At 62.8% G+C, this 22998-nt stretch carries 19 protein-coding genes, 1 tRNA gene and 1 pseudogene; 10 read left to right on the top strand and 11 right to left on the bottom strand.

What is annotated here, in order from left to right; genetic code table 11:
• Positions 1–190: 190 nt before the first annotated feature.
• Together VGR99_RS09015 and VGR99_RS09010 are read right to left on the bottom strand one after the other, a co-directional pair.
• A complete protein-coding gene (locus VGR99_RS09015; protein ID WP_326897995.1) occupies positions 191–529 on the bottom strand; it encodes a hypothetical protein in 339 nt (112 codons plus the stop codon).
• A 192-nt stretch (positions 530–721) separates the two neighbouring features.
• The gene (locus VGR99_RS09010) at positions 722–1651 is read right to left on the bottom strand and encodes an OmpA family protein (RefSeq protein ID WP_414645101.1); all 930 of its coding nucleotides are present in this window, start codon (positions 1649–1651) and stop codon (positions 722–724) included.
• A gap of 174 nt (positions 1652–1825) precedes the next feature.
• Between VGR99_RS09010 and VGR99_RS09005 the strand changes: the two genes are divergently transcribed.
• Positions 1826–2632, top strand: a complete 807-nt coding sequence (locus VGR99_RS09005; RefSeq protein ID WP_326897993.1) for a lytic murein transglycosylase — start codon at positions 1826–1828, stop codon at positions 2630–2632.
• A gap of 137 nt (positions 2633–2769) precedes the next feature.
• On the opposite strand, the gene VGR99_RS09000 is transcribed toward VGR99_RS09005, so the two are convergent.
• A complete protein-coding gene (locus tag VGR99_RS09000) occupies positions 2770–3600 on the bottom strand; it encodes an SDR family oxidoreductase (protein ID WP_326897992.1) in 831 nt (276 codons plus the stop codon).
• Positions 3601–3725: 125 nt separating this feature from the next.
• Between VGR99_RS09000 and VGR99_RS08995 the strand changes: the two genes are divergently transcribed.
• From VGR99_RS08995 to VGR99_RS08980, 4 genes are all read left to right on the top strand, one after another.
• Positions 3726–4100 (top strand): response regulator, encoded by a 375-nt coding sequence (locus VGR99_RS08995; protein ID WP_326897990.1) that lies wholly within the window; start codon positions 3726–3728, stop codon positions 4098–4100.
• Between the two features lie 61 nt (positions 4101–4161).
• A complete protein-coding gene (locus VGR99_RS08990) occupies positions 4162–4773 on the top strand; it encodes a LysE family translocator (protein WP_326897989.1) in 612 nt (203 codons plus the stop codon).
• A 595-nt stretch (positions 4774–5368) separates the two neighbouring features.
• The gene (locus VGR99_RS08985; RefSeq protein WP_326897988.1) at positions 5369–6595 is read left to right on the top strand and encodes a GGDEF domain-containing protein; all 1227 of its coding nucleotides are present in this window, start codon (positions 5369–5371) and stop codon (positions 6593–6595) included.
• 69 nt (positions 6596–6664) lie between these two features.
• On the top strand, positions 6665–7288 hold the full coding sequence (locus tag VGR99_RS08980) for a peptidoglycan recognition family protein (protein WP_326897987.1): 624 nt from the start codon (positions 6665–6667) through the stop codon (positions 7286–7288).
• Between the two features lie 177 nt (positions 7289–7465).
• On the opposite strand, the gene VGR99_RS08975 is transcribed toward VGR99_RS08980, so the two are convergent.
• Positions 7466–7807: a hypothetical protein gene (locus VGR99_RS08975; RefSeq protein ID WP_326897986.1), complete on the bottom strand. Its 342-nt coding sequence runs from the start codon at positions 7805–7807 to the stop codon at positions 7466–7468.
• A gap of 110 nt (positions 7808–7917) precedes the next feature.
• Here VGR99_RS08975 and VGR99_RS08970 point away from each other — a divergent pair, with 110 nt between their 5' ends.
• Positions 7918–8421, top strand: coding sequence for a hypothetical protein (locus tag VGR99_RS08970; RefSeq protein ID WP_326897985.1), 504 nt, complete (start codon positions 7918–7920; stop codon positions 8419–8421).
• A 305-nt stretch (positions 8422–8726) separates the two neighbouring features.
• Here VGR99_RS08970 and rpoH read toward each other — a convergent pair whose 3' ends face one another.
• Both rpoH and VGR99_RS08960 read right to left on the bottom strand, forming a co-directional pair.
• Positions 8727–9626, bottom strand: coding sequence for an RNA polymerase sigma factor RpoH (gene rpoH, locus VGR99_RS08965; protein WP_326897984.1), 900 nt, complete (start codon positions 9624–9626; stop codon positions 8727–8729).
• Positions 9627–9843: 217 nt separating this feature from the next.
• The gene (locus VGR99_RS08960; protein ID WP_326897983.1) at positions 9844–10851 is read right to left on the bottom strand and encodes an RluA family pseudouridine synthase; all 1008 of its coding nucleotides are present in this window, start codon (positions 10849–10851) and stop codon (positions 9844–9846) included.
• Here VGR99_RS08960 and VGR99_RS08955 point away from each other — a divergent pair.
• Positions 10850–11194, top strand: a complete 345-nt coding sequence (locus VGR99_RS08955) for a hypothetical protein (RefSeq protein ID WP_326897982.1) — start codon at positions 10850–10852, stop codon at positions 11192–11194. The genes VGR99_RS08960 and VGR99_RS08955 overlap by 2 nt on opposite strands.
• Before the next feature lie 57 nt (positions 11195–11251).
• A tRNA-Glu gene (locus VGR99_RS08950) sits at positions 11252–11326 on the top strand.
• A 23-nt stretch (positions 11327–11349) separates the two neighbouring features.
• Here the strand turns inward: VGR99_RS08950 and VGR99_RS08945 are convergent.
• Positions 11350–14091 (bottom strand): HAD-IC family P-type ATPase, encoded by a 2742-nt coding sequence (locus VGR99_RS08945; RefSeq protein ID WP_326897981.1) that lies wholly within the window; start codon positions 14089–14091, stop codon positions 11350–11352.
• Positions 14092–14474: 383 nt separating this feature from the next.
• Between VGR99_RS08945 and ppk2 the strand changes: the two genes are divergently transcribed.
• A complete protein-coding gene (gene ppk2, locus VGR99_RS08940) occupies positions 14475–15269 on the top strand; it encodes a polyphosphate kinase 2 (RefSeq protein ID WP_326897980.1) in 795 nt (264 codons plus the stop codon).
• A 23-nt stretch (positions 15270–15292) separates the two neighbouring features.
• Here ppk2 and VGR99_RS08935 read toward each other — a convergent pair whose 3' ends face one another.
• The 3 genes and pseudogenes from VGR99_RS08935 to VGR99_RS08925 form a co-directional block, all read right to left on the bottom strand.
• A complete protein-coding gene (locus tag VGR99_RS08935) occupies positions 15293–16966 on the bottom strand; it encodes a Na/Pi symporter (RefSeq protein WP_326897979.1) in 1674 nt (557 codons plus the stop codon).
• A 480-nt stretch (positions 16967–17446) separates the two neighbouring features.
• The gene (locus VGR99_RS08930) at positions 17447–17866 is read right to left on the bottom strand and encodes a CBS domain-containing protein (RefSeq protein WP_326898054.1); all 420 of its coding nucleotides are present in this window, start codon (positions 17864–17866) and stop codon (positions 17447–17449) included.
• 150 nt (positions 17867–18016) lie between these two features.
• A pseudogene (locus VGR99_RS08925) lies at positions 18017–18352 on the bottom strand (aminoacyl-tRNA deacylase); the annotation flags it as partial.
• Between the two features lie 453 nt (positions 18353–18805).
• On the opposite strand from VGR99_RS08925, the gene VGR99_RS08920 reads away from it, so the two are divergent.
• A complete protein-coding gene (locus VGR99_RS08920) occupies positions 18806–21589 on the top strand; it encodes a UPF0182 family protein (protein ID WP_326897978.1) in 2784 nt (927 codons plus the stop codon).
• A gap of 85 nt (positions 21590–21674) precedes the next feature.
• On the opposite strand, the gene VGR99_RS08915 is transcribed toward VGR99_RS08920, so the two are convergent.
• Positions 21675–22700, bottom strand: coding sequence for an alpha/beta hydrolase (locus VGR99_RS08915; RefSeq protein ID WP_326897977.1), 1026 nt, complete (start codon positions 22698–22700; stop codon positions 21675–21677).
• Positions 22701–22998: the final 298 nt, after the last annotated feature.

The raw sequence follows: 22998 nt of genomic DNA, 5'->3' as shown, positions 1-22998 counted from the left end.
GCGTGCCGCTGTCGCGTGTTTCGATCGCAGATAGTTGGACAATCAAAACACTTTATTCACGCTGTTGACGCTTGCGATGCAGCGAGACTTCGTGCGTGACGTGTCGAGTGCGCAGAGTTGCATCTTTTCCAGATGCATGATGGCGCTCATTCAATGCACGTGGAACGAGTTCCACCTTGCACTGCACGTCTCAATGCGTGCGCGGCCGCTGTGCCAGTTCCTGCACGGCGAGTCGCGCGCCGTGTCCGCCGTCGCGCTTGTCGTCATCGTGCTTGTCCTCGTCCTTGCGTCCCTGCGCCATGATCGCGCTGCCCATCGCGGCGGAGCCGAAGGTGATGAGGAAGGAGACGAGCAGGACGAGCAGCGGAATGCCGGGCGAGCGGTCGGCGAAGATCAGCTCGCGCAGATGTCCGGGATTGAGCCAGAGCAGGCCGCCGACGAGCAGCACCGCAGCGCAGGCGCCGATCGCGAGGTTGATGGCGAGCAGGCGGAACAGGGGAATGCGGAGGAGGGAGGAGCGGGTAGGCATGACGATGGCCTCAATGCTGGCTCAACGCGTCGACTGATCGCGCGGTGCAAGCATCGACATTGTAGCGCCATCTCTCTCATCCGTCATTCCGGGGCGCCCAAAGGGCGAGCCCGGAATCCATGGGGCGACAGAGTTGGTGGATGAATGGATTCCGGGCTCGCGCAGCGCGCGCCCCGGAATGACGAGAGCGAGTTACGGCGCCACCAATTCCACCCGCCGGTTCAGCGCGCGGCCGGAATCCGTTGCATTCGAGCCGACCGGTGCCAGCAACCCGACGCCGGCGGTGTGCAGCCTTGGCTGCGCAATCCGAAAGCTCTTCACCAGCTCGGCGGCGACGGCCTCCGCGCGGCGCTTCGAGAGGTCGAGATTGTATTCATAGGCGCCCTGGCTGTCGGTGTGGCCGACGATGAAGACGTTGAGCTGCGGCTGGCTGGTCAGCAGCTTTGCGATCTGCTCCAGCGTCGGGCGGCTCTCGGGTTTCAGCACGGCCTTGTCGGTGTCGAAATAGATGCCGTAGAGCGCGATGTGGCCGGTCTCGCCAAGGCCTTTGGCCATCGCCGCGGCATCGACCATCTTGTTCGCGATCGCCCCGAGCTCGGCGACGGTCACCTGAGCATAGATCTCCTGGTTGTTCTGGCTGACGATGACGCTGGCATAGGTCTCGCGGCCGCCCTCGGTCTTGCGGCCGGCGAAATAGCGGTAGTTGAAGCCGTCGACCCACATCTGCGGCACCGGCAGCGTGTCGATGGCCTCCGTGAACGGAATGGCGCCGCAGGCGTCGGTGTCGCAGGCGAGCAGCGTCTCGAAGCCGGCCTTCGCAAGCTGCGTCTCGAAATTGCGGGAGACTTCGAGGATCGAGGGGCCGGGATTGGTGCGGTAGGCGATGCGGAAGATCCGGCCCTCGAGCCGCCGTGCGTCGGTCGGCTGGCCGTCCTTGAAGGCCGCCGCCTGCATCCGCGCCGCGTCAAAATCCTTCACGACATAGCCGGTGATGACGCTGCCGGCGAAGCGGCCGATGCCGGGATAGTCGCGGCCGCCTGCGGCATCGCGCGTCTGCGCGGAGGCGGCGGTCGGGAGCGAGAGCAAAGCGAGCACAACAAGCATCCGGTGCGGAATGGGCATGGTCATCTCGATCGGTTGGGGACAGGGTGAGCGCTGCCCTTTAGTCGCGCAGAGGACGTGATCGGTTCTGGTGCGATCGGTTCTGGCGAGGTTTTGCCGCTTTGACGCGAATCCGGTTCCCGGGCATGATTGCCTGCTGATTTCCCCCGCATCGCCCCCAAAGGATATTCCCACATGCTGAGACCGCTTCTCGCCGCCGCCGTCGTCGTCTGTTGGGCCGGCGGGTCGGCTGAGGCCGCGCGCTGCGGCGGCGACTTCAACAGCTTCGTCGCCAGCATGACCTCGGAAGCACAGGCCGCCGGCGTCTCGGGAAGCGTGACCAGCGCGGCCTTCAGCGGCATCACCCAGGACGGTGCCGTGCTCGCCTTCGACCGGCGCCAGCGCTACACCTTCAACAAGAGCTTTGAGCAGTATGTCTCGACCCGTGTCGGCCCGGGCCGCATCAACGGCGGCAAGGCGCTGCTGCAGCGTCACGCCGCGCTGCTCTCGCGCATCGAGCAGCAGTTCGGCGTGCCCCGCTACATCCTGGTCGCGATCTGGGGGCTGGAGAGCGATTTCGGCAAGGGCGACATCGGCAAGCTGCCGGTGATCCGCACGCTGGCGACGCTGGCGCATGATTGTCGCCGCACCGATCTGTTCCAGGGCGAGCTGCTCGCCGCGCTCAAGATCGTGCAGCGCGGCGACCTGCCGCTGCGCGATCTCATCGGCGCCTATGCCGGCGAGATCGGCCAGACCCAGTTCCTGCCGTCGTCCTACATCAAATACGGTGTCGATTTCGACGGCGACGGCCATGTCGACCTCCGCCACAGCGTCCCCGACGTGCTCGCCTCCACCGCCAACCTGCTCCACACCAACGGCTTCAAGATGGGCCAGCCCTATGGCGAAGGCACCGCCAATTTCGAGGCGATGCGGGAGTGGAACAGGGCGGTGGTCTACCGCAAGACCATCGGCTATTTCGCGGATCGGCTGGCGGGGCAGTGAGGGCGGGCGTTGCGGCCAGCCACACCGTCATTGCGAGCGTAGCGAAGCAATCCAGAATCCCTCCGGAGAGACAGTCTGGATTGCTTCGTCGCTGCGCTCCTCGCAATGACGGTGGAGAGACATTGTCGCGTCTAACCTCACTTCCCCTTCGCCATCCTCTCCAGCTTGCGCTGCAGCGGGGCCCAATAGGTCCCCGGGCGGAAGCGCTGCAAAAGGTCCATGAAGCGGGCGTCGTTGCCGATCAGGATACGCGGCTCGTTCTTCTCGATGCCCTTGATGATGCGCAGCGCGGCATCCTTCGGCGTCGTCTTCGCCGCGATCTCGAACCGCTCGATCATTTGCGAGCGCCGTTCATTGTCGGTGATGCCGATCCCGGTGCGCGAATTGCGCGCGATCGCGGTGGCGATGCCGCCGGGATGCACCACCGACAATTTGACGGGACTGCCCGCAACCGCAAGCTCATGCCGCACGCTCTCGGAGAACCCGCGCACCGCGAATTTGGCCGCTGCATAGGCCGATTGTCCGGGCGGCGCGATGATGCCGAAGATCGACGAGACGTTGACGATATGCGCCTCCGGCAGTGTCTTCAGATGCGGCAGGAAGGCGCGCGTGCCGTGCACCACGCCCCAGAAATTGATGTCGAACAGCCAATCCATCTGCGCCTGGTCGATCTCCTCGAAGGTACCCAGCAGCGCCACGCCGGCATTGTTGATGACGATGCCGAGCTGCGGATGCGCGGTCGTCGCATCATGCGCGAACTGTGCGATGTCGCCGGCCTCGCTGACATCGACGCGGTGAACGGTCACCTTGCGCTGCTTGCCGATCTCGTCAGCGAGCGTCTTCAGCCCGGCTTCGTCGCGATCGGCGAGCGCGAGGTCGCAGCCTCGGCTTGCCAGTTCGATCGCCAGTGCGCGGCCGATGCCGCTCGCAGCTCCCGTGATAGCGGCGGCGCCGCGAATCGCAGTCATGGGTGGCTCCCTCGATCCCAAATGGAACTTCAATGTACATATTTTCAGTTTGGAACCGAACCATATCGCCTCTCGTCCCCTTAACTCTCGTCACCTGAAGCGGATGCGAGCATTGGAGCAGCCAAATGGGACAGGCCCAGCCATATCAAGCGACCGCGTTGATCGTTGAGGACGACGCCATGCAGCGGGAAATGCTGAGTCTCCTGCTTGAAGAGAGCGGGTACCGGGTCATCCAGTGCGAGAGTGCGGAAGCCGCCGAGCGTGTGCTGGAGAAAAGCGCGGGCGCGCTGTGCCTGATGCTGACGGACGTGCAACTCGCCGGCCGCATGAACGGCGTCGAGCTGGCGCACGTCGCCAAGGACCGTAACCCAAAGCTCGACGTCGTCGTGACCTCCGGCCGTCCCCTCATGCAGCCCTTGCCGGATGGCGCCAAATTCTGGGCCAAGCCCTGGGCGCCGCTGGATGTGCTGCGGGAAGCAGAGATCGCCCAGCTGAATTGACGGGCGCGCGCTGACCGGGTCGTGACTTCTCGGCAAGCGCCCGGGATGGTAGGGACGAGGCATGTCCTGGTCCTTCCTGCTCACCTCGCTGATCGTCGTCGCCTCGCCCGGCACCGGCGTGCTCTACACCCTCGCCGCAGCGCTCACCCGCGGCTCGCGCGCCAGTATCGCGGCGGCGTTCGGCTGCACGCTCGGGATCGTGCCGCATATGATCGCGGCGATGCTGGGCCTTGCCGCCGTGCTCCACACCAGCGCGCTCGCCTTCGCCGCGCTGAAATGGGGCGGCGTGCTCTATCTGCTCTATATGTCCTGGCAGGCGCTGCGCGAGACCGGGGCCCTCGCGGTCGAGGGCGACATCAAGGAGCGGTCGGGCGGCCGCGTCATCGTCACCGGCTTCCTGATCAACATCCTCAATCCGAAACTGTCGATCTTCTTCCTCGCCTTCCTGCCGCAGTTCATCGCGGTGGACGAGGCCCATGTGCTGGCGCGGATGCTGGAATTGAGCGGCGCCTTCATGGCGATGACGCTCGCCGTGTTCGTCGTCTACGGCCTCTGCGCCGCCTCGGTGCGCGAGCGCGTCATCTCCCGTCCCCGCGTGATGGCCTGGCTGCGCCGCAGCTTCGCGGCGGGGTTTGCAGCGCTCGGCGCCAAGCTGGCGTTTGCGGAGCGGTAGGACACGCTGGCATCCGCGCCTCTGACACGCGTCCAATAAAAAAGCGGGCCTCGCGCCCGCCACCTTCAAACCAACCTTGTCTGATGCCCGGGCGGAGCGAAACTCCACCCGGGCAAAGAATATGCTGCGTTACTTCTTCTTGGCGGCCTTCTTGGCCTTTTTCTTCGTCGCCTTCTTCGCCTTCTTCGCTTTCTTAGCCATAGTATCCTCTCAAGGGTTCATGGTTAAACGCGACACGAGGGATGCTCGGCGGAGGGCCAGCCTCGCAACATCCTCGATGACAAACTCAGCAGATTCGGAGGTTTCTGCCCCGTGCTGTCACATCCGTGTCATCGTGTTATCCACAGCTCAGATGCGTTTTTCGGTGATTTCTGCCCGCGAATCCGCATCGAAGCGTCGTCCGCGACATGCCTAACGATCCGACAACGCGCGCGCCGCGTTCATGAATCCAAAACCAAGGGCGCGCTTTGACGGATCGCAGTGAGACTCCGTTAAGTGCAACCCGCGCATTGTTCTCCGCAAGAAAACGGGGACGGGTCATGGACGAACGGGTGCCACAGGTGGGGGGCGGGACGCTGCGCGTGCTGCCGGCGCCATGCTGAACGTACCGACACTCTGGACGGTGTTCGTCGTCAACTTCCTGGCGCTCGGCCTGATCTGGGCCTACGTCATCCGCTCCTATCCGAAATTCGCGGCCGCGCGGTTCTGGATGGCATCCTCCTTCGTCGGCGCCGCGGGCGCGATGACGGCGCTGGCGCGCCTGTTCGTCTCCTCTCCTTGGCCGCTCCTGTCCGGCGCTGCCGGCGTCATCGCCGCGAGCTGCCTCGCCGCCATGGGCATCCAGCGCTTCTACGATCGGCCGGTGTCCTGGCGCCTCATGACTGCGACGGGCGCCGTGAGCCTCGCCGGTGTCGTGGTCTTCATGATCGGCTTCGAGCACATGCAGCTGCGCATGCTCTGCTACACGGTTGGCCAGGCGCTGCCGCTGGTGCTGGCGCTGCGCCTGCTGCTGTGGCCGCCGGAAGGCCGCGCCAGTCCGGGCGCCAAGCTGTCCGCCATCGTGATCCTGAGCATCATCGCGATCTTCCTGGCCCGCGCGGTCGGCAATCTGCTCGGCTATGATTTCTCGGCAAGCGCCGGCGGCCAGACCCACGCGGTCATGGTGCTGGGGCTGCTGTTCCTGTCGATGACGCTCAATTTCGGCTTCCTGCTGATGGCGATGGATCGCCTGCGGGGCGAGGTCGCCGACCTCGCGCTGCTCGACGATCTCACCGGCGTCGCCAACCGGCGGCATCTGTTGCAGCGCCTGTCCGAGGAATGCGCCCGTTCGGAGCGCAGCGGCGAGCCGTTCTCGCTGCTGGTGATCGATCTCGACGGCTTCAAGACCATCAACGACACCCATGGCCACGCTGCGGGCGACGCCTGCCTGCGGCACTTCACCCTGATGGCGCAGACGCGGCTGCGGCCCGGCGATATGCTCGCCCGCACCGGCGGCGACGAGTTCTGCGTCGTGCTGCCGTCCTCCTCCTTGCGCGAGGCGGCCGCGATCGCCCGCCGCGTGCTCGAGGTCTGCCGCCAGGACGCTGCAAGCTGCACCGCCAGGGACATCCCGATCGCGATCTCGATCGGCGTCGCCGAGTGGGACCGCGGCATCGGCCAATTCCCGGACCGGCTGATCGCGCATGCCGACCACGCCCTCTATGCCGCCAAGAAGAACGGCAAGAACGATTTTGCCGTCTACGATCCGGCGCCGCCGCTGTTGCCGGCGCCGGGCGGGTTTGGCGAAGCCGCGCGCACATTCGCGCAGGATCTTGTTGTTTGATCCATCGGGAAAACCGCCGCGCACTTTTCCGGATCATGCTGTAGGCTTGGGGTCCGCTCCTGGACCCGCATGATGATGTCTCGCCTGTTCGCGGCACTTTTCGCCGCCTTTCTGATCGCCCCCGCCGCCGCAACCGACGCCGAGCTCGCAAAACTCGCGCGCAGCCCCGGCACGCCCGACATTCCCGGCCTGAAGATCGTCTGGCTCGCGCCATGGAGCGATGTCCGGAACGCCCATCCGTGGCGCAACATCATCGTGCACCAGACCGAGGGCCCGACAGGTTCGGCCCGTGGTGGCGCGGCGGAGCAAGCGAAGAACCCGACGCGTCGCGGCGTCACGGTGTGGGTCGAGACCGACGGCACGGTCTATTGGGCGGTTGCGGAGAATTTGGTGCCGACCCATGGCGACGGCGCCAACCGCAACGACAACAAGTACATCGACAACAAGCCGACCTATCGCCAGGTCGTGCGCGACAACTCGATCGGCGTCGAGTTCGCGGGCAATTATCCTGACGTCACCGCAGGTCCCACCGAGGCACAGGTCGCGGCGTGGAAGATCCTCGTGAAGGTGCTGCGCGCGCGCTACGACATTCCGCTCGACCACGTCTACGCGCACAACTGGATCGACTACAAGGACGCCCGCTATTGCGAGGGCTGCTGGCTCGCGACGCTGGCGCGGACCTGGGGCGAGTAGGATAGCGGGGGCGGCGCTCTTCCTTCTCCCCTTGTGGGAGAAGGTGGCGCGAAGCGCCGGATGAGGGGTTGTCTCAGAGAACTCTATTGCGGGAGATTCGCCCGCGGAGAGATACCCCTCACCCGTCTCGCCGCTATCGCGGCGAGCCACCCTCTCCCGCAAGGGGAGAGGGGAAGTTCACACCGCCTCCGACATCCACCCGAAGAACCGCTGCATCAATCCGGGCCGCCGTGGAAGCTCCGGCGGCCCGTCTGCGGCCAGCACGCGTTTGAAGAAGTAGTCGAGAAACACCATGTCGTTCGGCTCGGTGACCGTGAAGGTCTCCTCTCCGAAATACACGCTGTAATTAAAGAAGAACGGACCCATGATCGGGATCGTCGCCGTGCTCGCATAGTCCTTGGAGATCACGAACTCCGCGGGATCGAGCCCGTGCTCGCGCATCGCTCGCTCGACCAGCGGCAGCTTGCGCATGAACTGGGCGGAGAAGCCGCCGACGGTGGATTGCAGGATGATCGACACGACGCGTCCATTCGCTTGTTGTCGTCGGTCCGGTCTTGGTGGGTCGGTTGACCGGACGCGCGGGTTCAAGGCAAGCTCGTTCTACGTCAGTCAAGCGGGAGGGGACTGTGATGGCCGTCTCATTCGGCAGCACGGCGCACATCGAGCTGCGCCGGACATCGCTGCGGGCCTTGCGCGCGTTTGGCGTGATGCCGGCGATCGTGCTGTCACTCTGCGCCTCGCTGCTGGTCGCGCTGGAGGCGCCGAGCAAGCCGTTCCTCGACAAGAACAGCTTTTATCTCGCCTCGGCTGGTTTTCGCGTCCAGGTCGCCAACGACGCCGCGGGCCAGAAGGCGCTCCGCGCGCTGCCGCCGCATCGCTTCGTGATGCATGGCAACGGCGGCAACGTCCGCTACCTCTATGCCGAGCCGCTGCACTGCGTCTGCATCTTCATCGGCACGCAATCAGCATACGAGGCCTATCGCGGCATGCTCAGCCGCGGCGCCGATCAACCCGATGTCGTCTCCGCCGACTACAAGACGCAGGCCAGCGCTTTGCTCGACGAGACCCCGGCGCAACTGGAAGACCAGGTCGAGCCGGATTCGCTCGCGGATTATTTTCGGCCGTTTTATTGAGGGGCAGTCGAGCAGCATTCGCGCTGATAGCGGCGCCCACAACTGATAGCGGCACCCACAACTGTCATCGCCCGGCTCGACCGGGCGATCCAGTATTCCAGAGGCCTGCGTTGGAGAGCTCGCTTCTGCCACGTCCGCCGCGGAGTACTGGATGCCCGCTTTCGCGGGGCATGACACCGAGGGTGGAGCGGCGCTTTCTCACAAGAGGAGAGGGGGCATCACGCGCATCCAACAAAAAAGCCGGCGTTGCCGCCGGCTTTCCGTCTCTTGTCGATCCGCCAATTCCTGGCGCTAGAACCCTGCGCTTAATGCGCGGCTTCCAGCGCGGCCTGTTCCTGCCTTGCGATCGTGCCCTTGACCGCGGACTGCACCTTCTCGAAGGCGCGGACCTCGATCTGGCGGACGCGCTCGCGCGACACGCCGAACTCGGCGGCAAGGTCTTCCAGCGTCATCGGCTCATCGGCGAGGCGGCGGGCCTCGAAGATGCGGCGTTCGCGCGGGTTGAGCACGCCCATGGCGCCATTCAGCGCGTCACGGCGGTGATCATACTCCTCGTGCTCAGCCATCATGGCTTCCTGGTTGGGCGTATTGTCGACCAGCCAGTCCTGCCATTCGCCGGCTTCGCCGTCGTCGCGGATCGGAGCATTGAGCGACGCGTCGCCACCGAGGCGGCGGTTCATGTCGATCACGTCCTGATCGGTGACGCCGAGACGCTTGGCAATGATCTTCACCTGGTCGGGGCGGAGATCGCCCTCGTCCAGCGCGTTGATCTTGCTCTTCGCCTTGCGCAGGTTGAAGAACAGCTTCTTCTGGTTCGCGGTGGTGCCCATCTTCACGAGCGACCAGGAACGCAGGATGTACTCTTGAATCGACGCCTTGATCCACCACATCGCGTAGGTGGCGAGACGGAACCCCTTCTCGGGTTCGAAACGCTTCACCGCCTGCATGAGGCCGACATTGCCTTCCGAGACGACCTCGGAGATTGGCAGGCCGTAGCCGCGATAGCCCATGGCGATCTTGGCCACGAGGCGGAGATGGCTGGTGACGAGTTGGTGTGCCGCGTCGCGATCGTCATGCTCGCGCCAACGCTTGGCGAGCATGTATTCCTGCTGGGGTTCCAGCATCGGGAACTTGCGAATTTCGGCGAGGTAACGGGATAGGCCGGATTCCCCATTCAGGATCGGCAGAGCAGCGGTACGGGCCATTGTGAAGCCCCTCCAAAGGTTCAGGCCCCCGATAGCGGCGGGCCAGGCAGACGACCGCTTTGTCAAAGCCGGCCGGGCTGCGATGTTCCGTTGGTCATTTCCAACGCAGGCGCAATATACCCCATGAGGGGGCAAAAAGGGAAGGATTGCTGACGTCACGTCCCCGTGTGGCAGCTATAACTTTTTGTAATGTCACGCTTTTCTCAAAGGGCCTGCGTCATAGCGCCGCTTTGAGGGAGCCTTCCAGGAGAAGCAAATCCTCCGGCAGAGGCGCTTCCCAGTGAAGAAGTTCTCCGGTCCGGGGGTGCTCGAGTACCAGCAAATAAGCATGCAGGGCTTGCCGCCCCAGGGCGGCCAGGGCGGCCTGCGACTCGGGGCCGAGCTGGTTCGCCTTGGTCTTGAAATGGGGGCCATAGACCGCATCGCCCATCAGGGGATGGCCGATATGGGCGAGGTGGACGCGGATCTGGTGGGTGCGTCCGGTCTCGAGCTCGCAGCCGAGCAGGGCGGCGATCGGCTTGCCGTCGCGTCCCGTAAAACTCTCCAGGATCTCCCAATGGGTCACGGCCTCGCGGCCGCCCTGGCGCACGGCCATCTTCTCGCGGGCATGCGGATGGCGGTCGATCGGCGCATCGACGGTGCCGCGATGCCGGTTCGGCACCCCCCAGGCGAAGGCCATGTAGCCGCGCCGCATCGCGCCGGTCCGGCCGTGGTCGGCGAACTGCGCCGACAGCGAGGCGTGGGCGAGGTCGTTCTTGGCGACCACCATCAGCCCGGTCGTGTCCTTGTCGAGCCGGTGCACGATGCCGGGCCGGCGCACCCCGCCGATGCCCGACAGCGAGGTCCCGCAATGGGCGATCAGCGCGTTAACCAGCGTCCCGGTCTCGTGCCCGGCCGCGGGGTGCACCACGAGGCCCTTGGGCTTGTTGATGACGATGATGTCGTCGTCCTCGAACACGATATCGAGGGCGATCTCCTCGCCCTTGGGCTCAGGCGGGGCCGCTTCCGGCACGTCGATTATGATCGTATCGCCGGATGCGACGTGATAAGCGGGGTCGCGGACCTCGCTGGCCTTCAGGCTCACGGCGCCCGCCAAAATCAGGGCTTTCAGCCTTGATCGCGACAGGTCCGGCAGGCGCGCCGCGAGCACGCGGTCGAGCCGGGCCGAACCCTCGTCGCCCTCGACCACGACCTCCAACCTCTGCGCAGAGCCAAAGCTTTCCATGACGACGTCTGATACCGCTGTTCCCGAACCGACCCCCGAGCAGGCCGCGCTGTTCGCGCGGGTGCGTCGGATGATGCTGATCGCGGGGTTGACCACGACGCTGGCCGTCTGCGCCGTCCTGATCGCCGTGGGCTACCGCCTTTTCAAGTCGGAGGGAAGGGCGGTGGACACCGCAGGCGACGTCACCGCTACCCTGCCCAAGGGCGCCAGGATCGTCGCGACCGGGGTCGCCGGCGACCGCCTCGTGATCACGCTCGATATCGGCGGGGTCACCGAGATCCGCACCTTCGACGCCCGCACCCTGAAGCCGGCCGGAAAGCTGAAATTTGCCAATGAGCCGTAAAACGGCCGATCGGTCCCTTGCGGCGGACAAATTTCGCGGCTATTGGCTAGCCCACACGCTCCCTTCGTCTAGCGGTTAGGACGCGGCCCTCTCAAGGCTGAAACAGGGGTTCGATTCCCCTAGGGAGCGCCATGCCCCCCTGTTCTTGCCCGACCTTAAACGGTTCGGACACGTGCAGTTGTGCCGGGCGCGGAGCGCATCAGCCGAATAATCAGTTTTTCCGCTTCTACAACGAGGAAGAACACGAAGCCTCCGAGTAAGAGCCAAGGCCATATGCGGAGTGGTATTGCTTCGGTCTCGAAGAGGACCTGCAGTGGCGGCGCGTAGGTAAACAAAAGCTGCAAGATCAAAACCGCGCCGATGCCCAGAGGCAAGTACTTGTTGTCCAGATGCGCCCGCAGGGACAGCGAGGATCCAACCTTGTAGCGGCTATTGAGCAGGTAGAAAATTTGACCGATGACGAGTGCATTCACGGCGACGGCCCGGGCAAGCGCATCCGATGCATTCTTTTCCTTCATCCAGAAGAACGCGCATAAGGTCAGTGCGAGCAGCGCCAGGCCGACGAAGACGACACGCCAAACTCCGAAAGCATCCAGTATCGGAAGATCGACCACGCGTGGTGATCGTTGCATGACATCAAGCTCGTGTGGTTCGAAGGAGACGACGAGTCCGAGCGCTACGGACGTCACCATATTCACCCAGAGTATCTGAGGCGCTGTGATCGGCGCTGTGAAGCCGACGAAAATGGCCACCATGATGACGAGCGCCTGGGCCACGTTTGTCGGCAGCATGAACAAGATTGCCTTTTCGATGTTATTGTAGACCGTGCGCCCTTCCTTGACCGCCGCCGTGATAGAGGCGAAGTTGTCGTCGGCAAGCACCATTTCGGCCGCCTCTTTGGTAACCTCGGTCCCCTTGATTCCCATCGCAACTCCGATGTCGGCTTTCTTGAGTGCGGGCGCGTCGTTCACACCGTCTCCCGTCATCGCTACGACCTGCTTATTCGCCTGAATCGCCTTCACGAGACGGAGCTTGTGCTCGGGGCTTGCTCTTGCAAACACGTCGACGTCACGGACGCGCTCCTGCAATGTGGCGGTGTCCATGTCCTCGATTTCGGCCCCGGTGATCGCGGTCTTCCCATCGCCAATGCCCAACATCTTTGCGATCGCGGCGGCGGTAATCTTGTGATCGCCGGTGATCATCGTGACGCGGATGCCGCCGCCATGGCACTCCTTGACGGCTTCGATGGCTTCCTCACGCGGCGGATCCAGCAAGCCAATCAGCCCGAGCAGAACCAGGTTCTTCGGTAGATCCGCCGGACCAAGACTCCCGGCCTTGACCGCTGGCTGTTCCAACCATGCCAAGGCCAGCACGCGTTCCCCCTGCGCGGCGAGCATGTCCGACATCCGCAGCCAATATTCACGCTGGATTGACGCAGGCGCGTCGGCCTGCTGCCGGTCGCAATGTTCCAGGATGATTTCCGGGGCCCCCTTGACCAGGAGCATCTGCTTCCCGGCACTATCCTCGTTCAAGGTGGCCATGAATTTGTGTTCGGATTCGAACGGGATGATATCGATCCGGCGATACGCCGACTGCTCGGCCTGCCGCTCAAGCCCGATTTTTGCGGCAAACGGATACAACGCACCTTCAGTCGGATCGCCCTCCACCTTCCAAACGCCCTGCTGCTCGAGCAGTTCGGCATCATTGCAAAGCATGGACACGCGGCCCATCAGTGTCAAAACCGGATCTTCGCCGGAGGGCTTCCCATCCTTCATGATCTGCCCAGCTGCAGCGTAGCCCTGGCCAGTGACACTGTAAGTCGTTCTCCCCGTGACCGCCGAGACGACCATCATCTCCATGAGTGTGAGGGTGCCGGTCTTGTCAGAGCAAATCCGGGATACCGAACCGAGTGTCTCGACTGCCGGGAGGCGCCGGATGATGGCGTGGCGTTGGGCCATCCGCTGAACGCCGATTGCCAGCGTGACGGTGATAAGAGCTGGCAAGCCTTCCGGAATGACGGACACGGCGATACTGACGACGGCCTGGAAGATGTCCACAAAGGGCATCTCCCGCACCCATCTGCCGAAGGCGAACACGATAACGCTCACCACGGCTATCACCGCAGTGATCGCGTATCCGAATTTCTTGATCTGACGTAGTAGCGGCGTTTCGAGCGCGCTGACGGCCGACATCATCTGGTTGATGCGGCCCAATTCCGTATTGGCCCCGGTGGCGACAACCACGCCGGTGCCGCGTCCGGATGCGACCAGCGTTCCGGAGAAGGCCATTCCTTCTCGATCTCCGATGGTTGCTCTTTCTGCGACCGGCTCCGTGGTCTTGTCGATGGGGACCGACTCGCCAGTGAGCGCAGCCTCTTCAGTTCGCAGGTTTTTCACCTCCACGAGGCGCAAATCTGCTGGGATCTTGTCGCCGGATTCGAGAAGCACGATGTCGCCCGGGACCAGATCCTCGGATGGGACCAGGCGGGTTTCGCCGCCGCGCAAGGTTCGAGCTTCCGCAGACAGCATGTTGCGGATCGAGTTCAACGCCTCCTCCGCTTTTCCTTCCTGGAAAAAGCCGAGCAATGCATTGAGAACAACCACAGCCAGAATGATCGACGCGTCGAGCCACAGACCGACCATCAGCTTGACGAAACCGGCACCAAGCAAAACGTAGACGAGGATGTTGTTGAACTGCAGCAAGAACCGCATCAACGGCCCTTGCTTGCGACCCTCGGGCAACCTGTTGCGACCATACTTCTCGAGTCGTTGCTGAACACTCGTCGCGGAAAGGCCGGACTGAAGGTTGCTATCGAGGCGCCGCACGATCTCATCAGCTGCAACGGCATGCCATGGCGTTAGGTCGATCGGTGATCCGGTCTTGGCTTGAGGATTCATGGCCGCAATCCCGTTTTCATCAGGTATCTGAGTTCGGGCAGTCCAGTTCAATCCGGCGTGCGGCCACCGAACGGCCGCCGAGGCGATCGCAGAAGCCTGTTTCAAAACAACCTTATCAGAAAGGCCGATGAAGCGGCACGATGAAGGGCCGCCACGAAGCACAACCGATGGGACGCGGATGCGGCACGCAATGCTGCGGCGCGGTAACCTATGGCACGGCAGTCACGGGTTAGAGTGGCTTGCCAGACTGTTTGCGCGCTTGGGCTTCAGGTAGCGCCGCGGTTGCGCTGCAGCTTGTAAAGCCGCACTTGGAGCCGCAATATCCGTAGCTGAATCCGGCCAATCACGTATCGCAGTCCAGCAGTTCGGGGGAAGGGGGGCCGATGAGTGTCAACGACGAGCCGATGGAGAGTAAGGAATATGATAAAGCGCTCCGCGCCCTGCAGGTGGAGCTATGCGCGCTGCAGGACTGGGTCAAGAAAAAGGGTCTGCGCGTCGTCATAGTCTTTGAGGGCCGCGATGCCGCCGGCAAGGGTGGCATCATCAAGGTGATCACCGAGCGCGTCAGCCCGCGTGTATTTCGGGTCGTCGCACTGCCAGCGCCGTCTGATCGCGAGAAGTCGCAGCTATACATGCAGCGCTACATCCAACACTTCCCTGCCGCAGGTGAAATCGTAATTTTCGATCGCAGCTGGTACAATCGGGCTGGCGTCGAATACGTGCTGGGCTTCTGTACGAAGGCGCAGCATGAGCATTTTCTCAAAATCTGTCCCGAGTTCGAGATGTATGTCGTCGACGATGGCATCCTGCTGATCAAGTACTGGCTGGAAGTAAGTGACGAGCAGCAGAAGCGCCGTTTCGAGGCTCGCATCACAGATCCGCTGCGCCATTGGAAGCTGAGCCCGACCGATCTGTACTCGCGGAGCAGATGGTTCGAATATTCCCGGGCCCGCGACACCATGTTCGCGGCGACTGATACGAAGTACGCCCCTTGGTATATTGTACCCTCCGATGACAAGCGTCGAGCTCGCCTGAATTGCATCAGTCACCTCGTCAGTGCGATTCGATTTCCGAAGCTGCCAGAAACCAAAGTGAAACTTCCCAAGCGCTCAGCCAAAGGCGCTTACGACGATCGGGCAACGCTGAAGGGCAGGCGCTTTGTGGAACAAAAATACTAGGGCGCCGCCGGGAATCACATTCGTTACTTGACGTCTTCCGCCAGCTGAGATGCCGAACGCCAGGCGTGATGAGTGATTGCATCGAGGCGCCGCACCGTGTCTACACGAGCCATGGCCTCGCTCGCTGTCATTGACCCGTTGGCGATCGCGCTCAGTGTCGAAACCCGATGATCCTTCTGCAACGCGCGTAAGTCTTTCGCGCATTGCTCCAAGTGAAGAAGGACGTTTTGTGTTGGGGCAGTGATCTGCATGTCCAATGACTGCGACGATGATGGCTCACGCCGTGGTTCACCGTCGAGAGAAACGCCAGGCGCAGCAGCAACGTGCGCCGCAATCTCCGCGGCGCACTTTAGCGCGTCCGCGCTGAGCTGAGCGGCTTGTCCTACTCCATCGCGTACAGTCCAGGTGCCCGTTTCGGCGGCGACCTCGGCCAAGCGGGACGCATGATCCAACGCATGCATGGTGATCGTGAGCCTGCGTTGCTCGGCCGGCGATTCCGGTGGCCCACTCACTTCGCACATGAATTCTTGCGCCTGGCCTAGCGCCTCAGCTGCCTCTTTCGCCGACGACGTTACCTTGTCGGGCGACCCGGTTCCCCCGAGAACCCCACCGAGCGATTGGCACACTGTCGCCAGAGCGCGCGCAACCGTTCGCCGCACGGCCTCCTCGGCGGCGATCGGAACAGTCAGTGCCGATGGATCAAGGCAACGCGTCAGCGCAAGGTTTCGATCCGGAAGCATGCGCTCGACAAAGCGCGTGAAACTGTCGATGACCGGCAGCAGGACCATGACCCCGATAATATTGTAGGCCGTGTGATACCCGGCCAGCAGCGTCACTCCGTCGATTGTATTTGACGCGCGGACGAGAAGAGGAGTGACGATCGGGAACAAGAGCAAAGCGATCACCGCGGCGATCAGCTTGAACAGGATATAAGCCACTGCCAGTCTCTTGGCGGTCGCACTCGCACCGATCGCTGCCATTGCCGAACTTGTCGCTGTTCCGATGTTCTGACCGATAATGAGTGCGCACGCCTGATCGAGTCCGACTGCTCCCGCATAGTGAGCCGATAAGGTCAGAGCGATGGAAGCCGTGGATGACTGCATCACCGCAGTCATGGCCAGCCCGACCAAGACCAAAGCCAAAACACCGAGCATGCCGGACCACCAAGCCGCGCCCGGGGCCGCGAGAACTGTTGGAAGGTCTGCGGGGTTCAATCGTTCCGCCAGGCCGCCCATGCCCTGCTGCAACGTCGTTAGCCCGAACAGGACCAGAGCAAAGCCGGCGAGCGCAGCACCGGCACCGGCAATTCGCCCGCTGCCCAGCAGCTTGACCAGTGCGCCAACAAAGATCATCGGCAGCGCCGCCGCCGTCAGTGAAACGCGAACGCCAATCAGCGCGACCAGCCAACCGGTGCCTGTCGTTCCGACATTCGCGCCAAAGACCAAGCCTAATCCCTGAGGAAAGGTAAGTAAGCCCGCACTGACGAGTCCGATGGTTGTCATCGTCGTTGCGCTCGAAGATTGGACGATCAGCGTCGCGATGGCGCCCCAGAAGGCACCGCGAAGCGGCGTAGCTGCAGCCTTCCCCAGCACCGTACGCAATGCAGAGCCGGCCATCGCCTTGAGCCCGTCGGTCATGACGGTCATGCCAAGCAGAAACAGGCCTACCCCGCCCATGATCGAAATTGCCGTCGACATGACCGCTTAACCCGGAGTGAGAGGTCTGGCTCGTCGAGATGGTGATGCTAGGAGGCAAAGCGGATGACATCTATAGATATCTCCCGCCGCTGATACCGACCGCTGCCCGATGCGCTGCGATCGTCCAGAACTTTCCAGTCAATAGCCGGAGACTGGCTTCGGCTTTCTGGTTGCAGCGCGAACGGTTTTCAGATCCGAAGAATCGCCGACGGAAATCAGGCGAGGGCAAATCATCGTTGTGTTGAATTATATAGTAATTTCAACATGATAAGAGTATCAGTCTTGTTCTGGGTGGCGCGCCAGATACGCGATCACGACATTGTCGGATGCGGCTTCGCTTTCGGGGGCGCCATGTCGTGCAGCATTTGATCGACCGCACACCGCATCGGCGGAGTGCGATGGTTCCTTGTCAAACGCATGGCTCGGGCCCCGCTCGACGTCAGATCGAGCGGTGATCGCGAGAGGAGCCCTGGCCGCATTTCAGTGGTGCGCCGAAACACTCCGGACCGTTTCGGTCAGCATGTCACCTGACGCGGAACGGCCGATGTCACCCAGACTGATGATGCCGACCATCCGCTTGCTTTTGTTGATCACCGGCAGCCTGCGGACCTGCAGCTTCTCCATATGATGCATCGCCTTTGCGAGGTCATCGTCCTCCCGGCAGCAATGGATGCCTTCAGTCATCACATCGCGCGCCGTCGCGCGGACGGCATCGAAGCTGTGGCTTGCGAGCCCTTTGCAGACGATATCGCGGTCGGTCACCATCCCGACCAGCTTGTCGTCCTCGCCAACCGGAATGCAGCCGATGTCATGCGCCCGCATCAATTTGGCGAGTTCGGTGAGAGGGGTGTCGGGGCTGACCCAGTCGACACCCTTGTGCATCACGTCTTTGACTTTCATGGCGAGCCTCCGTTCCTGGGTTTCAGGTGCATTAACTTCGCGATCCGGGTTCCCGCCCGGGATCGCAAAGGCAGCGGGCAGTGCACAAAATCCTCGGTCGTGCGCGCTGAAGCGCCCGTGCGGCGCGTCGGCCGTCAGGCGCACGAACTGCGCGTGACCCATATGGAGCAGCGTCTCATGATCGCCGGCTTCCATATAGATGTCCGGCTGTGCCGCGATGCTGTCGTCGACGATGATATCCAGCCCGTAGCATTTGCCGACGGCAGGAACTGCACCGTGTGCACAGTCGCTGAACAGCCGATTGATCTCGGTTTCGTCGGCCATGTGGACATTGTCGCCGAGACTTGTCCTCAGGTCCGACAGGCGGAGGTGATGCGATGCGGGCAAGATGGCCAGCATGTATTCGCCGTCGCGCCGCAACACGATGCTCTTGGCGAGGCGATCGCCCGGGATATGGCATGCCTCGGCCGTTCGCGCGGACGTCATGACAAGTTCGTGCGGGATCACCTCGTATTGGATGTTTTCAGCGGCCAGGTATTTCTGGAGCGTGGGAGCAATGGCCATGACATCACCTCCGATGCTGGATGCAACCATCCACCGTAGGGGCATATCGGCAGCCTCTCGCGATACGATGGGCGGCTGCGTGACTATAGACCCAACATAGGTCTTCCATCCGCAATTATATACGGGTTCACGATTTTTTCGGGATGTCGCGCCAGGCGCGCCATTTCACGATATGATGCGGTGCGGCTCCGCTTCGAGAGCGCTTGTCGCCTGACGACCGACTGGCAGCGCCGGCTGCATCAGCCGACCTTGCCACTTTGCGCCGTTTCGCGATCCCGGCGATGCAGGTTCGAGCACGCGTGTCCTCGCCTGCGGGGCAAATCCCGACCGCGAAATCGAGCGGCGGGCGTCTCTGATTTCCGCTATAATGAAACCATGACGATCGGGATCACCGGACCCGGACGCAAGGTGCCAAGGCAAAGTGCCGTGGTCAGCTTCATCGTTGCGGCCGTCGTCATCGTGACGTGCCTTATCCTGCTCGCGCTCGCGAGTGACATCCTCGTCGACTGGTTGTGGTTTTCCTCGATCGGTTATCCGCAGGTCTTCTGGACAACAATCGGCGCCGAAGCCGTCGTCTTTGTTGCGGTCTGGACCGGAGCCGCCGTCATCCTTTGGGTGAACGGATGGCTCGCATTTCGCTTTGCCCGACGGCGGTCGACGCAGCCTGTCGCCGCTCCGCCGTGGAGCGCCGCGGGCAACGCGCCGCCGGATCTGCTCGCGCTTGCGCGCGATCGACTGGCCTGGCCCCGGTTGATCGCAGGCTGTGCAGCTTTGCTCGCTCTTCTTGTTGCGGCGGCCGAAGTCGGCAATTGGGGCGTCCTCCTGCGCTTTGTCTATCAGGTGCCATACGGCGCAGACGATCCGCTCTACGACAAGGACATCGGCTTCTACCTCTTCTCACTGCCCGCCTATATCCTCATCAAGAACTGGATGATGCTCGCGCTCGTTCTGAGCGGGCTTGTCGCCGCGACGATCTACTGGGTGCACGGCGACATCGAATACGACGCTCACCGCCGATCGATATCGCCGGCAGCGATCGCTCATGGTTCCGCTCTGCTTGGTTTCCTCTTCGCGGTCAAAGCCTGGTCCTATGTTCTCGATCGTTATCTGCTGCTCTATGGCGACAATGGCGTCGTCGTCGGCGCAAGTTACACCGACGTGCATGTCGGGCTGCCGGCGCTGTGGCTGATGATCGGACTTTCGACCATTGCCGCGCTTGCCGCCTGGGCGAACATCCGCCTTCGCACCTACCGGCTTCCGGCCGTGGCGATCGTGCTCGTCGGCGTCGGCACGTTCGTGCTGTTCGGCCTCGTCCCCGGGCTGTTCCGGCAGTTCTTCGTCAAGCCAAGCGAATTGGAGCTGGAGAAGCCCTACATCGAACGCAACATCGCGCTCACCCGGCAGGCATATAATCTCGATCAGATCGCAGCCAGGCCGTTTACCGCCGAGCAGAAGCTGACCCCCGAGGTGCTCGAAGCCAACAAGGCGACAATTGAAAACATCAGGCTTTGGGACTGGCTGCCGCTGTCGGACACCTACGCGCAACTGCAGGAAATCCGCACCTATTACAAATTCCACGACCTCGACGTTGATCGTTACTGGCTCGATGGCTCCTACCAGAGCGTGATGCTCTCGGCCCGCGAACTGCGGTCCTCCCTGTTGCCGCCGAATGCCCAGACCTGGGTCAATCGCCACGTGCTGTTCACCCACGGCAATGGCGCGGTGATGAGCCCGGTCACACGCAAGAGTGCCGAGGGACTGCCGCTCTTCTATCTGCGGAACATTCCTCCCGTCGCAGAAATCGGTCCCAGGATCGACGAGCCGCGCATCTACTTCGGTGAGCAGACCGACGACTACGTCATCGTCAAGGGCAGCACGCCGGAGTTCGATTATCCGAAGGGGAAAGAGAACGCCTATGCGGCCTATGGCGGCGCCGGCGGCATCCCGATCGGAGGAATGGCCACGAGAGCGCTGTTTGCCTACTATTTCAACGACCCGAACCTGGTTCTTTCAGATTACATCACGATCGACAGCCGGATCATGATCCGGCGCAATATCCAGGAGCGGGTGAGCACGATCGCTCCGTTCCTCAGGCTCGATCATGATCCTTATCTGGTCGTCAGCAGCGGGCGCATGTTCTGGATGCAGGACGCCTACACGACGAGCTCCTATTTCCCGTATGCAGAGCCCGCACATGGGCTCGATCTCAACTACATTCGCAATTCGGTGAAAATTGTCGTCGATGCGTATAACGGGACTGTCGACTTCTACCTGATTGATTCCGCCGACGCGGTTGCGGCGACCTACCAGCGCATCTTTCCGAGCTTGTTCAAGCCGTTCACGACGATGCCGCCGGACTTGCGGAAGCACGTTCGCTATCCGGAGGACCTGTTCCTGATTCAGGCCCGACTGTACCAAGCCTACCACATGGAGGCGGCCGACGTTTTCTACAATCGCGAGGATCTCTGGCAATTCCCGCGTCAGCCGGGCGGCGACGGCATCTCGACGATGACCCCCTATTACATCATCATGCGGTTGCCCGGCGAACCGCAGGCCGAGTTCTTCCTCATGCTTCCGATGGTACCGAGCCGCCGCGACAACATGATCGCGTGGCTCGCCGCGCGCTGCGACGCGCCTGGCTACGGCAAATTGATCGTCTACGAGTTCCCCAAGGACAAGCTCGTCTACGGGCCGTTCCAGATCGAGGCGCGGATCAATCAGACGACCGAGATCTCGCAACAGCTCACGCTATGGAATCAGATGGGCTCGCGCGTGATCCGCGGCGCGAATTTGCTCGTGATCCCGATCGACAACTCGATCCTTTATGTAACGCCGCTTTATTTGCGGGCGGAGCACGGACACCTGCCGGAGCTGAAGCGCGTGATCGCAGCTTACGGTGAGCGCGTCGTGATGAAGGAAACGCTCGCCGAGGCGTTGTCGGCGCTGTTCACGGAATCCGGTTCGGCGCCGGTCGCCTCGAGCAGGACGGAGGAGACGCCCTCGGCAGGCCCGACGGAAAATCAGTCCAGAGAGGCGCTTGATCGCTACAACCAGGCCGTAGAGCGATTGAAGGCAGGGGATTGGAAAGGCTTCGGCACGCACTTCGATGCGATGCGCGAGCTCCTGGAGGACATGAACCGACGCCCGATCGGCCAATGACGCCCCGGGCTATTCCGCATCCTTGCATCCTCTCCGTGACGGTGCATTTAACTCGTCTGCTCCTACGGACCGCGCCCGCGCTCTCTCACGCCGTCGTGTCGTCGATCGAGCGGCGGATCACCCGCTGCACTTCCGCATTCGAAAGAAACAGATCGTGGTTGATGATGCCCCAGCCTTCCTGGGAGGCATCGACCACGCGCACACCGAGCCGCGCGATGGCGGCCTTCTCGGCGGCGCCGACCCTGGTCATTCCACCTGCGATCTGTCCCGATAGCGCGAGTGCGCGATCGTTCGTCGCGGCGATGACGGTGATCTTGCCGGCGAGCGGACCGATGCGTTGGACGGCCGATGAGAACACGTCCATGTCGATATCGGGCGCGGCAAACACGACCGCGCCGATCTTGCTCGTAACCGTGTCGCCGTATCGGGCGTAGAGCTGACGCAGGCTTTCGAGCGTCAGCATGGTTCCCATGCTGTGCGCAACGATATGCACGCGGCCGCCGCCCGGAGCCGACACAAGCGCAGAGAGCACGCGCTCGAAATCGTCGCGAGACCACATCGCGCTGTCGCGGTCGTAGGCATAGTCGAACAGTCCCGCCTTGGAGGGCCAGGAGAATGCCATGGTCCGTCCGCGGAACCTGATCCCATCGGAGAGATGGGCGGCATCCAGCACCGCCGTCTCGAATGTCTGCTTGAAGCCGTGCACATAGATCAGCACGTCCCCCCCGCCGGTCTGCGTCGCGAGATCGCTGGCGTCGGCCGACACCGGTTCGATCCGATCAAGGCGCCAATCACCGAGCCCGACCGAGGCGAGTGACAGGCGGCTTTCGTCTGGCGCCACGAGCTTTGCCTTCGCGACCGTCAAGGCGGTGGCGCGCTCCGGCCCGAACCATGGTTTCGTGCGACCGCCGTTCACGGGCTTGCGCGTGGTGACGACAAGCAAGGTGGGGTCAACGGAGAGGGACGACGCGTCGAAACGCGCGCCGGTCGCTCCCAGGCCGGCGCATCCGCCGAGGGCGAGCGCACTCCCTGCCGACACGAGCCCGCCGAGCAGAGCGCGGCGCGAAACAGAATGATGAGAGTCGCGTTGCAGAAAACGTCGGACGATCACACGGAACCTTTGGGAACTTTGCCCACCGTAAGCCGCCCCGCCGCCTCACTGAATGACAATGGGGGCGAGAAGACGGCGGAGCAGGTTCGCGGTCGGTTGCAGGGTCATGGCGTCCGCAGGAGCGCAAGATAAGTCTGACATCGGGTCAGGTTGCCTGTCGAGGCTGAGCAAGAATTGGTTTGTTGGCTGTCCTAGGCCGTAGCGAACCGGGCGATTGCGATCTGGGGCTGGAATATTCGCCAAGAGGTCGATAGAGCAACCTTTATGCCCTGCAGGAGGGTTACGAAGGTGCATCGGC

This window comes from Bradyrhizobium sp. (assembly GCF_035935975.1).
Taxonomy (GTDB): domain Bacteria; phylum Pseudomonadota; class Alphaproteobacteria; order Rhizobiales; family Xanthobacteraceae; genus Bradyrhizobium.
This window is presented reverse-complemented; position numbering and strand designations above follow the sequence as displayed.

Excerpts from the sequence above, each read along its gene's own strand:
- VGR99_RS08990 (WP_326897989.1), top strand. The coding sequence starts at position 4,162 with ATGTCCTGGTCCTTCCTGCTCACCTCGCTGATCGTCGTCGCCTCGCCC.
- rpoH (WP_326897984.1), bottom strand. The coding sequence starts at position 9,626 with ATGGCCCGTACCGCTGCTCTGCCGATCCTGAATGGGGAATCCGGCCTA.
- ppk2 (WP_326897980.1), top strand. The coding sequence starts at position 14,475 with ATGAGTGTCAACGACGAGCCGATGGAGAGTAAGGAATATGATAAAGCG.
- VGR99_RS08945 (WP_326897981.1), bottom strand. The coding sequence starts at position 14,091 with ATGAATCCTCAAGCCAAGACCGGATCACCGATCGACCTAACGCCATGG.
- VGR99_RS08970 (WP_326897985.1), top strand. The coding sequence starts at position 7,918 with ATGGCCGTCTCATTCGGCAGCACGGCGCACATCGAGCTGCGCCGGACA.
- VGR99_RS08955 (WP_326897982.1), top strand. The coding sequence starts at position 10,850 with ATGACGACGTCTGATACCGCTGTTCCCGAACCGACCCCCGAGCAGGCC.
- VGR99_RS09000 (WP_326897992.1), bottom strand. The coding sequence starts at position 3,600 with ATGACTGCGATTCGCGGCGCCGCCGCTATCACGGGAGCTGCGAGCGGC.
- VGR99_RS08920 (WP_326897978.1), top strand. The coding sequence starts at position 18,806 with ATGACGATCGGGATCACCGGACCCGGACGCAAGGTGCCAAGGCAAAGT.
- VGR99_RS08985 (WP_326897988.1), top strand. The coding sequence starts at position 5,369 with ATGCTGAACGTACCGACACTCTGGACGGTGTTCGTCGTCAACTTCCTG.
- VGR99_RS08935 (WP_326897979.1), bottom strand. The coding sequence starts at position 16,966 with ATGTCGACGGCAATTTCGATCATGGGCGGGGTAGGCCTGTTTCTGCTT.
- VGR99_RS08995 (WP_326897990.1), top strand. The coding sequence starts at position 3,726 with ATGGGACAGGCCCAGCCATATCAAGCGACCGCGTTGATCGTTGAGGAC.
- VGR99_RS09010 (WP_414645101.1), bottom strand. The coding sequence starts at position 1,651 with ATGCCCATTCCGCACCGGATGCTTGTTGTGCTCGCTTTGCTCTCGCTC.
- VGR99_RS08930 (WP_326898054.1), bottom strand. The coding sequence starts at position 17,866 with ATGAAAGTCAAAGACGTGATGCACAAGGGTGTCGACTGGGTCAGCCCC.
- VGR99_RS09015 (WP_326897995.1), bottom strand. The coding sequence starts at position 529 with ATGCCTACCCGCTCCTCCCTCCTCCGCATTCCCCTGTTCCGCCTGCTC.
- VGR99_RS09005 (WP_326897993.1), top strand. The coding sequence starts at position 1,826 with ATGCTGAGACCGCTTCTCGCCGCCGCCGTCGTCGTCTGTTGGGCCGGC.
- VGR99_RS08980 (WP_326897987.1), top strand. The coding sequence starts at position 6,665 with ATGATGATGTCTCGCCTGTTCGCGGCACTTTTCGCCGCCTTTCTGATC.
- VGR99_RS08960 (WP_326897983.1), bottom strand. The coding sequence starts at position 10,851 with ATGGAAAGCTTTGGCTCTGCGCAGAGGTTGGAGGTCGTGGTCGAGGGC.